At 62.3% G+C, this 11213-nt stretch carries 8 protein-coding genes and 3 pseudogenes; 6 read left to right on the forward strand and 5 right to left on the reverse strand.

The features are described from left to right. The 3 genes and pseudogenes from AB1286_RS32490 to AB1286_RS32500 all read right to left on the reverse strand — a co-directional run. A pseudogene (locus AB1286_RS32490) lies at positions 1–839 on the reverse strand (SDR family NAD(P)-dependent oxidoreductase); the annotation flags it as partial. A gap of 11 nt (positions 840–850) precedes the next feature. After that, complete coding sequence (locus AB1286_RS32495) at positions 851–2398, reverse strand: flavin-containing monooxygenase (RefSeq protein WP_430366524.1); 1548 nt, start codon at positions 2396–2398, stop codon at positions 851–853. Positions 2399–2629: 231 nt separating this feature from the next. Next, positions 2630–3454, reverse strand: a complete 825-nt coding sequence (locus AB1286_RS32500) for a MerR family transcriptional regulator (RefSeq protein ID WP_430366523.1) — start codon at positions 3452–3454, stop codon at positions 2630–2632. 301 nt (positions 3455–3755) lie between these two features. On the opposite strand from AB1286_RS32500, the gene AB1286_RS32505 reads away from it, so the two are divergent. The 3 genes and pseudogenes from AB1286_RS32505 (at position 3756) to AB1286_RS32515 (ending at position 6007) form a co-directional block, all read left to right on the forward strand. Next, positions 3756–4166, forward strand: a complete 411-nt coding sequence (locus AB1286_RS32505) for a response regulator (RefSeq protein ID WP_430366522.1) — start codon at positions 3756–3758, stop codon at positions 4164–4166. A gap of 253 nt (positions 4167–4419) precedes the next feature. Further along, a pseudogene (locus AB1286_RS32510) lies at positions 4420–4698 on the forward strand (PAS domain S-box protein); the annotation flags it as partial. A gap of 52 nt (positions 4699–4750) precedes the next feature. Beyond that, complete coding sequence (locus AB1286_RS32515) at positions 4751–6007, forward strand: hybrid sensor histidine kinase/response regulator (protein ID WP_430367396.1); 1257 nt, start codon at positions 4751–4753, stop codon at positions 6005–6007. Between the two features lie 24 nt (positions 6008–6031). Here the strand turns inward: AB1286_RS32515 and AB1286_RS32520 are convergent, their stop codons facing one another. Further along, entirely contained in the window at positions 6032–6658 is a 627-nt protein-coding gene (locus AB1286_RS32520; protein WP_430366520.1) for a glutathione S-transferase family protein, read from the reverse strand. A gap of 114 nt (positions 6659–6772) precedes the next feature. On the opposite strand from AB1286_RS32520, the gene AB1286_RS32525 reads away from it, so the two are divergent. After that, the gene (locus tag AB1286_RS32525) at positions 6773–8425 is read left to right on the forward strand and encodes an ATP-binding domain-containing protein (protein WP_430366519.1); all 1653 of its coding nucleotides are present in this window, start codon (positions 6773–6775) and stop codon (positions 8423–8425) included. Positions 8426–8986: 561 nt separating this feature from the next. Continuing rightward, positions 8987–9283 (forward strand): YodC family protein, encoded by a 297-nt coding sequence (locus AB1286_RS32530; RefSeq protein ID WP_430366518.1) that lies wholly within the window; start codon positions 8987–8989, stop codon positions 9281–9283. Positions 9284–9399: 116 nt separating this feature from the next. Here AB1286_RS32530 and AB1286_RS32535 read toward each other — a convergent pair whose 3' ends face one another. After that, on the reverse strand, positions 9400–9684 hold the full coding sequence (locus tag AB1286_RS32535) for a superinfection immunity protein (protein ID WP_430367397.1): 285 nt from the start codon (positions 9682–9684) through the stop codon (positions 9400–9402). A 165-nt stretch (positions 9685–9849) separates the two neighbouring features. Between AB1286_RS32535 and AB1286_RS32540 the strand changes: the two are divergent. Beyond that, a pseudogene (locus AB1286_RS32540) lies at positions 9850–11213 on the forward strand (M20/M25/M40 family metallo-hydrolase); the annotation flags it as partial.

The following is an 11213-nucleotide window of genomic DNA, read 5'->3' on the forward strand; positions in this document are numbered from 1 at the left end:
TCGAACGACGAGCGCCTGATACCCCGAGGGCAGCAACCGCGCGAGCCAATCGGCGGCGTGCGCGTCTCGTCCGATCAAGACGCGGCGCCGGTTATGGCGCACCCCGTCGAGAATGGTCTCGGCGGCTTGCTGTGGGCTGGTGATGAAGAGCCGCTCGAAATCGCGCCGGCCTTGCCGGTCGTCTTCGATCAAAAAGCCGCACATATTCGATGAAATGCGGCTCGCCCGCGCGATGTTGGTTCGAATGCCACCCGGGTGGACACAGGTGGCCGATACGCCGCAGCGAAGCATGTCGAGTTCTTCGCGCAGCGACTCGGTGAAACCGCGCACGGCGAATTTGGTTGCGTTGTAGGCGCTCATGCCGGGTTGAGAGAACAAGCCGAATACGCTGGACGTGTTGACGATGTGTCCGTCGCCCGTGGCTTTCAAATACGGCAGGAACGCCTTCGTGCCGTGCACGACACCCCAGAAATTGATCGCGACGATCCATTCGAGGTCCTCGTAAGCCATCCCTTCCACCGTGCTCGAGAGCGCGACGCCGGCATTGTTGAAAACGAGATTGATGCGACCGTGACGTTCGTTCGTCGTGCGCGCCAGTCGTACATCGCCGCACGGTCGGCTACGTCCACGACCGACGTCGAGATGCGTAGATCGCCTCGATTCGCTGCATTGCCTGTGCGGGCGGCGGCGGCCAGCGTCGCCGTCTCGTCGAGCGCGCGCCCGTCGACGTCCGAGAGCGCCAGATGACATCCTTGCCGCGCCAATGTCACCGCGAGCGCGCGTCCGATGCCGGAAGATGCACCGGTGATCGCGGCGACTTTATCGTTGAGCGTTTTCACGACGCGCGTCCTTATGTGGTGTGGGCAGTATGCGTGTTTGGCGTAGCGGGCATGCCGTTGTCCTCGGTCGGACCCGGCTGAGCGGGCGTCGTACCGGGCTCGGCGTAGGCGAGATAGTCGGCCATGCGGAACGTTCGTGTGGCCTGGCGAAAGCGCCATGCGAATCCCGGCCAGAGCGTGGTGTTCTTGCCGCTTTTGGGGTCGAGGTACCAGCTGTTGCATCCGCCCGTCGACCAGATCGCACGCGTCAGTTTGCGTTGAATGCGAGCGTTGTACGCGCGCTCGACGCTGCCTCTGACTTCGATCGCGGTGGTGCGTTCGTCTTGCATGGCGCGCAGCGCCCGCATGATGTATTCGACCTGGGACTCGATCATGAACACCATCGAATGGTGGCCGAGTCCGGTATTCGGGCCGACGATCATGAAGAAATTCGGGAACCCCGGCAGCGTCGTGCCGAGGTAAGCGTGTGCGCCGTCGCGCCATACGTCGACGATATCCACGCCGCCACGGCCATGGACGAGACCGCGCGGGAACGGATCGGTGACGTGAAAGCCGGTGCCGTAGATGAGGCAATCCACGCGATGCAGTTGCCCGTCGTCGGTCACCGGACCTTCCGGGGCCACCCGTACGATCTTCGACGTCACCACCTCCACGTTCGAACGCGCGAGCGCCGGATAGTAATCGTTCGATATCAATACGCGCTTGCAGCCGATCGTGTAGCTCGGCTGAAGCGTTCGACGCAGCGCTGGGTCCGCCACCTGGCGATGCAGATGCCGCAACGCGATTTTTTGCACTTGCTTCATCAATGCGGGATGGACCGAGAAGCCGAGCGCGCGCGATTCGAGTTGCCAATACAGACCCGCGCGAACGAGTTTTTGCACGGCGGGTAGATGTTCGAACAGCCAGCGCTCGGTGCGCGTGACCGCGCGATCGGGTTTCGGCATGATCCAAGGCGGCGTGCGTTGAAAGAGCGACAACTGCGCGACGCGGGGTGCGATGCGCGGCACGAATTGGATCGCGCTGGCTCCCGTGCCGATCACGGCAACGCGCTTGCCGTCGAGGGGATAGGCATGGTCCCATTGCTGCGAATGAAAGCTCTTGCCCTCGAACGTCTCGATGCCGGCGATCTCGGGCAATGCCGCGCGCGAGAGCCCGCCCATCCCCGAGACCAATACGCGTGCGCGCAACGTCGTGCCGTCCGAAAAGCGCAGGCGCCAGCGCTGCGTAGCTTCGTCGTAGGCAGCATGCGTGAGCGCTTTGCCAAAGCGCAAATGCGGTTCGATGCCGAAGCGCTCGGCGCACGCTCGTAGATAGGCGTGAATCTCGGGCTGTGGCGCGAACATGCGCGTCCAGCGCGGATTCGGCGCGAACGAAAACGAGTAGACGTGCGATTGCACGTCGCAAGCACACCCGGGATAGTGATTGTCGCGCCAGGTGCCGCCGATCGCATCGGCTTTTTCCATGACGACGAATTCGTGCATACCGGCTTGCTTGAGTCGAATCGCCATGCCGAGTCCGGCAAAGCCCGATCCGATGATGGCAACGTCGACCGTCTCCATCCGCGCCCTCCCTGATTGGCGTCTATCGTTACATTGATCGATGTAAAGATACGACGGGCGATGCGCCGCTTCAAGGACACGTTTAGACGCGAAATTCTATGAACGGGGCGAGACGCGAGGAGGCCGGCCGGCCAAGGCTCGATGGGCGATATTCAAACGCGAAGTGACGCAAGCGTGCACTTGCGCGAAGCTCATCGTATGAAAAACGCGCCGATAGAAGCGGGGCTGGACTCACTCCGCGCGTTTGCGGCGCGAGCGTGGCGTCGAAGGGGCGGGGGTGGCCGTGCGCGCGTTGGTCCGCTCGATACGCTTGTCCAAAATCGCCGAAACGCGATTCGCGAGATACCCTTCGGAGGCCTCTTCCAACGCGCGGTTCATTTCGCTTTCGACGAGCACCATCGCCTGTGGACGTAAGCGCCAAATGGCATCGACGAGCGCGGGGACGTCGGCCGGCGGAGGAAGCGTATCGGCTTCGTAGCGATCGAGCCGCCGTACGACAAGGTCGACGAGCGCTTGTGCGACTTGCTCGAAGTGCGGGCGCAAAACGCGCACGGCTTCGAGTAGATCGGCGGCCGGCACGCCTTCCTTGACGAGCGCGGCACCGGCGTTCAGGGCGGCGGGGCTGCGTGCGACGAACTTCGTTCCGGTCCGCTCGAGCAGGCCCAGGTTCAGCGCTTTCGCCAGCCGTGTGGGCGATACCTCGCCGAACAGCGTGGCGAGCTCGGCGAGCGAATAGGTTTGCGCTCGCTCGTGCGACCAGCGCGAACCGATCGCGCTTTCGAGGCCGAGAATCGAACGCAGATCGTGGCCTTCTTCGATTGCTCCGATCAAATCCTGGATATTTGCCAGCGTATACCCACGTGCGAGCAGATGATTGATCAGCGTTAAGCGCGCCACGTGCGTATCGTCGTATACGGCGACGCGTCCTCGCTTGGTCGGCGGCGAAAGTAATTCCCGGTCCTGGTAAGCGCGAATATTGCGAACGGTTGTACCGGCGACGCGAGCGAGTTCGTCGACGGTGTATTCGTTCGGCTCGGAGGAGGGGGCTTTCGACATGCGCGGATTGTAGCGTGAGGCGATGGACGCTCGGTGGCAATCCGGGTGCGGCATTTGCCAAGGCCGATGTTCGGCATCCTCGGACATTTCGCCCTGCGCAAGCGCCAAATGCGCGCCGTGCGCATGGTTATAGCTCGTCGTGAGAATTTCATCGTCGTAACTTAACGGCGTGGTATCGTCCGCCCCGATTCCAGCCCCCATCCCCCGATGTATGGGCTGCGACCGAATCTCGCATGCAACTTCCGCGAGGGTGAAACGGTCCGAGGTGCTGGCGTAAGTATCGATAGCGACAACAAAGGGTATGAACGGACTGATGAGACTCGAACAGATGACGGTCGTCGTTGTAGAAGACGACCCGTCCAGCAGAGAGTCGCTTGCGATGGTGCTCGAATCCGAGGGCGCGCGAGTCGTAGCTGCCGCCGATGCCGAGGAAGGTGTCGAAGCGGCGCTCAAAGTAGCGCCGGACGCCGTCGTCTGCGATATCGATTTGCCGGCGATGGACGGCTTTTATCTGATCCAACGGCTGCGCGACGACGAGATCCGCAACGATCGCCCCGCCGCCGTGGCCGTAGCGCTGACGGGCCATACGGACGAAGCCTACCGGCTGCGCAGCATCGGCGAAGGCTTTCATCACTTCATGAGAAAGCCCGCCGAGCCCGAGCAACTGGTGTCGTTGCTGGCGGACGCCGTGGCGACGCGAGCCATCGGCTGACGGCCGAAAGCAACTCGCTGACGGATGGAGTTTTTGCAAAAGCGAATGTCAAAGTTGCTCTCGCAACGACAGGCGCGCGCCCGGCGTTCGCTTACGTAGGCTAAATCGGCGACGATAGCTGCGGGCGGCGCGCGCGCGGCGTGCCGCATGCTCGCTTGAATGAGCGCGTGCGTAGGTTAGGCATGACTTGTGCTTTTTTGTTTTCCTAGCGGCAACCTGTGTCGCATTTTTCCAAAATGAAAACGCCGCCGTCATGCGTCCGGATAGCTTCGCCAGCGATAGCCGCTCCATATCTTCGCCGCCCGAACCGGTGGTGACGTCCGAAGAACGTCTGCGGATTTTGCTCGAGTCCGTGCAGGACTACGCCATTTACTTGCTCGACACCGACGGATGCATCATCAGTTGGAACAGCGGTGCCGAGAAGATCAAGGGCTATACCGCGCAAGAAGTGCTCGGTCAGCACTTCTCGATGTTTTATCCGCCCGATGACGTCGCCAGGGGCACGCCCGAGGCCGAATTGAGCGTTGCAGCGCGCACCGGCCGAGTCGAGGAGGAAGGCTGGCGCTGTGCGCAAGGACGGCACGATGTTTTGGGCCAACGTCGTCATTCGTGCCGTCTACACGCCGAGCGACGACGGGCCGCGGCTGCGCGGCTTCGCGAAAGTCACGCGCGACATGACGGAGCGCAAGCGGCTGCGCGAGCTCGAGGCCGCGAGCCAGCATATGAACGAATTCTTGGCGACGCTCGCCCACGAATTGCGCAATCCGCTCGCGCCGGTCAGCAACGCGCTGAGCGTGATGATGCTCGAGCCGCTTGTCAGCCCTACGTTGCGTCAGTGCCGCGACATGATCGATCGGCAGATTTCGCATTTGACCCGCCTCGTCGACGATCTTCTCGACGCGGGCCGCATCACGACTGGCAAGGTCGCATTGCGGCTGGAGCCCGTGGAGTTGTCGGACATCGTCGTGCGCGCGATCGAGATGATTCGTCCGCATGTCGCATTGCGTCAGCAAGCGGTGGAAGTGCATGTGCCGCCGACGGGGATCATGGTGAACGGCGACAGCACGCGGCTCGTGCAAGTCGTGCAAGGCTTGCTGAATAACGCGTCCAAGTTCTCCGAGCACGGAGGACGCATCAGCGTCGAGATCGACAAGGTCGGCTCTTTCGCGCGTTTGCGCGTGTCCGACGACGGCTGCGGCATCGAGGCCACGGCCCTCGAATCGATCTTCGATTTGTTCGTTCAGGCCGACAACCGATTCGAGCGGAAGGAAAGCGGCCTAGGGATCGGACTGACGCTGTGCCGTTGGCTCGTCGAGATGCACGGCGGATCGATCGAGGCGGCCAGCGACGGCCTGGGGCACGGCGCCATGTTTACCGTGCGGCTGCCGCTGTTCGCGGTGCAAGGCGCCGCCAACGACGAAGGGATGCGCGGCAATTCGACGGGCCATGCGGAGTTGGGGACGCTGGCCGTGCTCGTCGTCGACGACAACTGCGATTCGGCGGACAGCATGGCGATGTTGCTGCGCATGAAGGGGCATCGCGTCCAGGTGGCTTATAGCGGCGCGCAGGCACTCGACGCCGCGGAACATTCCGACCGAATCGACGTCGCCCTCATCGACATCGCGATGCCCGGTGCCGACGGCTTCGCAGTCTTACGTCAGCTCAAACGCATCAAGGCGCTTGGCGACGCACGCTTTGCCGCCATGACCGGGTTCGGCCAAGAGAGCGACGTTGCGCGCTCGCTGGATCAGGGTTTCGATCTGCACCTGACCAAGCCCGTTCAATTGCCGCTGCTCGATACGTTGCTCGAACAAGCGGGCGAGCGCCGTGCGCATCCGTGACGGCACCGCGCGCGCCGCGCAGTTTCAGGTCAAAGGCAGATCGATGTACTTCTTGAAGGCGGCGCGCTGCGTCAATCGCTGATACCAGCGCTCGAGGCTCGGCATCGGCGGACGCTCGATTCCCTCGAGCCCGAACCAACGTTTCGCGAATGCGCCCAGCACGATGTCGGCGATCGTGAAACGGTCGCCTTCGGGATGAAAGCGCCCTTGCAAGTGACCGTCGACGATTTTCCAGCGCGCCACTAGCGTCTTCATATTCGCGGCGAGCGCGTCCATATCGCGCTGCTCGGGCGGCGTGCGCACGAGGGCGATGAAAACGGGCCGTTCCGCGGGCGCCAAGGTCGAGAGCGACCAATCGAGCCACCGATCGATGCTCGCGCGCAGCTTCGGATCGGCCGGGTACAGCGAGCTCGACGCGCCGTATTGCATGGCCAGGTAGCGCAGGATCGAGTTCGACTCCCAGAGGACGAACGTGCCGTCCACGAGCGTCGGAATCTGACCGTTGGGATTGAGTTCCCGGTAGTCGGGGTCGTTGACGCGGCCGAACTGCAAGCCTGCATCGACGCGCTCGAACGGGACGCCCAACTCGTCGCAGCACCACAAAATCTTTTGTACGTTGACCGAGTTGGCGCGTCCCCAAATCTTCAGCATTTGATTTTTCCTCCGGAAGAAAGCAGCGGCGTCTCGATCGTTTCGAGCAAGCCGGCGCCGCGCGGTTTGTACAATACGCCGAATTCAGAACCTCAAAGCGAGGATTACCCCGCCATGGCACGCCTAATTCCCGACGATTGGAAGAATCTGGCCGCAACCGGCGCCGCCGAGCGCGAGCGCGAAACGCTCACGTTGCTCGAGCAGGCGCTGCCCGACGACTACACCGTGTATCACGGCGTGCATTGGACTCGCCTGAATCGGGCTTTCTCCGTATTCGGCGAAGCGGACTTCGTGATCGTGAGCCCGGCAGGGCGGCTCATGCTCGTCGAGCAAAAGGCCGGTTTCCTGCGCGAGACGCCGAAGGGACTCGTCAAGGTCTACCTGCAAACCGAGCGGAACGTCTCGATCCAGCTCGCGAGGACCGTCGAAAGTCTCCATCGACGGTTCACGGCCGCCTTCGGCGCGGGTACGTACTGTATCGAAGCGCTCTTGTTTTGTCCCGACTACATCGTGAAGAACGCGGCCATTGCGGGCGTGCCTGTCGAGAGCATCGTCGATGCGACGCGCAAGGATCGTCTCGTCTCGGTCATCCTGGCCGCGCTGCCGGCCGATGAGCCGAAGTTGCCGAGCGCTGCGAAGATTCATCACTTCTTGGCCGACGAATTGGCGCTGACGCCCGATACGAGCGCGCTCGTCGGGCAGGCGGGCACGCTCGTGACGCGCCTGTCTGGCGGATTGGCGACGTGGGCGCGCCGGCTCGAGTTCACGCCGTTTCGGCTGCGCGTGATCGGGACCGCAGGCTCGGGCAAGACGCAACTGGCCGTGCAAGTCATGAAGGATGCGGCGGCAAACGGCAAGCGCGCCTTATATGTCTGCTTCAACCGGCCGCTGGCCGACTATATTGCCCGCGTCGCGCCCGAAGGGGCACGTGTCGCGAACTACCACCAGCTATGCGATTGGGTGGCGCGAGACGTGGGGGCGGTGCAGGATTTCCGCGCGGCCGACGTGTTCGCGCGATTGGAGGCGGCGTTCGTGAGTGCGCCGATCGAAGCGCGTTGGCAATTCGACGTATTGATCGTCGACGAAGGGCAGGATTTTCAAGAACCGTGGGTGGAAGCGCTATCGCGTCTGGTTCGCCAGGGCGGCGCCTGGTGGTGGCTCGAGGATCCGCTGCAAAACCTCTATATGCGCGAACCGGTCGCGTTACCGGGGTGGACCGTGCTCACGGAGATGACGAACTATCGCAGCCCGCGCGATATTTTGGATTTCGTGCGCGAGAAGGTCGGCGCGGCCGTGCCGCGAGCGGCCGGGCTCCTTGCCGGCAGCCCGTTCGACGGCTCGCAGATTTCCTTCACGCCGTATGACGATACGCAAGACGAAGCGGTCGTCGATGCGACCAAGCGGGCCATCACGCAAGCGCTCGCGCTGGGTTTTCGCAAGCAAGACATCGCCGTCCTCTCGTTCCGAGGGCGCGAAGGCTCCGCGCTGACCGCGCTCGAGCATTTGGGCCCGCATCGGCTGCGTAGCTTCACGGGTAAATACGATCTATTCGGCAATCCCGAATATCGTGACGGCGATGTCCTGCTCGAATCGATTTATCGGTTCAAGGGGCAGTCGGCACCGTGCGTGGTGCTGACCGAAGTCGACTTCGAGGCGTTCGACGAGCGCGCGGCCCGTAAATTGTTCGTCGGCGCGACGCGCGCCACGATGAAGCTCATCGTGGTGGCATCGCGTCGCAGCTGCGCCATGTTGGACGCACACGCCTGAAGCGCACCTGCGCCCGCGACTCGCGGTCATCTTGCAGAGAGGATCGCGACAGTTTAGAGATAATTTATTTCGAGCCGGAAACGTTTTCATTCTATTTTGCTTAATTCATTGGTTTTGATTTATCCGGATCGGATAATGACGCAATGCAGAATTGATCTCGATCAAAATGAAAGAGGGGCTCGCGTTATATCGTCGTTGGGTTCCTGGGGCGGGCGGAATTAATTGACCTCGAAATAGGGAGGCGCTCCGTCCTGCAAGGGTTTCAGGCGTGGCGCGCACTCCGTGAAAAGTACGATTGTTACATTTTCGCGGATATCTGTCCCCGAAATAGGGGGTAAACGATTTAGATCGTCTGCTAGATGTCGAATGAGAAATTCGACTCCATGTTTTCCCTAAAATCGCTTGTAGAATATTTATTCTATTGTTAGTCTGTCCTTGACCTCGGTGCTAAGCCGAGGCGGTCAAGACAGCAAACGGTTTTGCCGTTTCATTCCGTTTGCTAACGCACGAATCGCTTACCGTCCTTAATCGGACGGACCAATGCTTTGCGACGGAGTTCATATGTCGACGGCTACCCGTGACCTAGTTGATCAGTTTTGCGTAGGTGATGTCGTGACCCTGAAGGTGGGTGGTTCGCGCATGACGGTGACGGCTGTCTCGAACGACGCTGTCCTATGCCAATGGTTCGACGAGCACGGCGAGTTCCGTCAAGATACGTTTGCCGGGGAGGCGCTGGGGCGCGAGCCACGCTCGATTTCGCCGGGCCTCGTTCACGTTCGCCTCTACGCCGCGGCGATGGCCGGCTCGGTGGCGGCCGGCATGCCGTTCGTCGAGGCGGCGCTGAAGTCCGCCCTTTGATGCTCACGGTGCGATGCCGTCTGTGATGCCGTCTGCGGGCCCTTAACCCCGCGTCCCTCAAGGTACGGCTCTCGTTTGCCGTACAGGCCTCTTAGTGGCGATGCGCGCTGTCTTGCTTAGTTGCCCGCCGGTCGATCCGCGCCATTAGCGCGCTCGAAAACGCCGTCATCCGCAGCAGCTTGCGCTTGGCCGGACTTCGCGCGCCAAGCTTGCGGGGGATTCGGCAAGTGGGCCCAATACAGCGCGAGAAGCCAGCCGAGGACGGTCCAACCCAAACATGCATTGAACAGGCGAGCGTCAGCACGTCGTGCGTTTGCGATGGTCCGCGATGATCGCCGGCAAAAGTAGATCGCCAGCGCAAACACCACCTCGACGACTTGGAGGGCAATTCGATCCAACATGATGCCTGCCTCGAGGGTGGGGTATGACGGATTGTCGCGCGTTCCACAGGTTTTTGCTTGAAGGCACGCGCTCTGCTCGCGATGTCGGTTTTGCCTCATACGTTTCCGATTCAGGACAGCCGAATCGGGACTATCATGTGCGCTTTGACTGCCACAGCCACCGCCATGACCGCACTTGATGCGAAGCAGCAAAACGAGACATCGATCGACCGCCCCGCATTGACCGAATTCGTCGAGCGCAAATGGAATGACGAGATCATTCCTGCGCTGACCGATTACATCGCGATCCCCGCCAAAAGCCCTGCTTTCGATGCCGATTGGGATAAACACGGATATCTTGAACGGGTCGTCGCCGATGCCGCCGCTTGGGCGCAAGCGCCAGCGGGTCCGTGGGCTCAAGCTGGAGATCGTGCGGCTGCCCGGACGCACGCCGGTGATTTTCTTCGAGACGCCGGCTACGCGTCGGGGAGCACCGATACCGTCTTGCTTTACGGCCACCTCGATAAACAACCCGAATTCGAGGGATGGCGGCGCGACCTCGGCCCGTGGACGCCGAAGCTCGAGGACGCAAGCTGTACGGCCGCGGCGGTGCCGACGACGGCTACGCGATTTACGCGAGCCTGTGCGCGCTGGCGGCGCTCGATGCGCAAGGCATCGAACGGCCGCGCTGCGTCGGTCTCATCGAGACCTGCGAGGAATCGGGCAGCTACGATCTGCTCCTTATGTCGACGCGCTACGCGACCGGCTCGGCAACGTCGGGCTCGTCGTCTGCCTCGATTCGGGGGCGGGCAATTACGACAGCTCTGGCTGACTACGTCGCTACGGGGACTCGTAGGCGGTTCGCTCGAAGTTCAGGTGCTCGACGAGGGCGTGCATTCGGGCAGTTTCGGCGGCATCGTTCCATCGAGCTTCCGTATCATGCGGCAGCTATTCGAGCGGCTCGAGGATTCGGCGACGGGCAAGTTGCTGCCGTCCGCGTTTCACTGCGAGATTCCGGCGGGCCGGCTGGACGAAGCGCGCGCGACCGCGGGCATTCTCGGCGAAGAAGTGTGGAAGGCGTCGCCCTGGGCCTGCGGACAAGACGGCAAGCCGGTGCTACCGGTCACGGCCGATCCCTACGAAGCCCTGCTCAATGCGACCTGGCGTCCGTCGCTATCGGTGACGGGGGCGCAAGGGCTCCCGCCGCTCGCGAGCGCCGGCAACGTTTTTGCGCCCGCGCACGGCATTCAAGCTCTCGCTGCGCGTGCCGGCGCTCGTCGATGCGGCGCGCGCCGTGGCCGACCTCAAAGCGCTGCTCGAACTCGATCCGCCGTACAACGCCAAGGTCACGTTCAAGCGGAGGCCGCCGCATACGGATGGAATGCGCCGGAGCTGGCGCCCTGGCTGGCTACCGCGGTCAACGAAGCATCGCGCGATTACTTCGGCGCCGATTGCGCGTTTATCGGGCAAGGCGGCACGATTCCGCTCATGAACGTCTTGCAGGAAGGCTTTCCGGAAATCGCAATTCGTCGTTTGCGGCGTCTTGGGTC

The organism is Trinickia sp. NRRL B-1857, from assembly GCF_050470685.1.
Taxonomy (GTDB): Bacteria; Pseudomonadota; Gammaproteobacteria; order Burkholderiales; family Burkholderiaceae; genus Trinickia.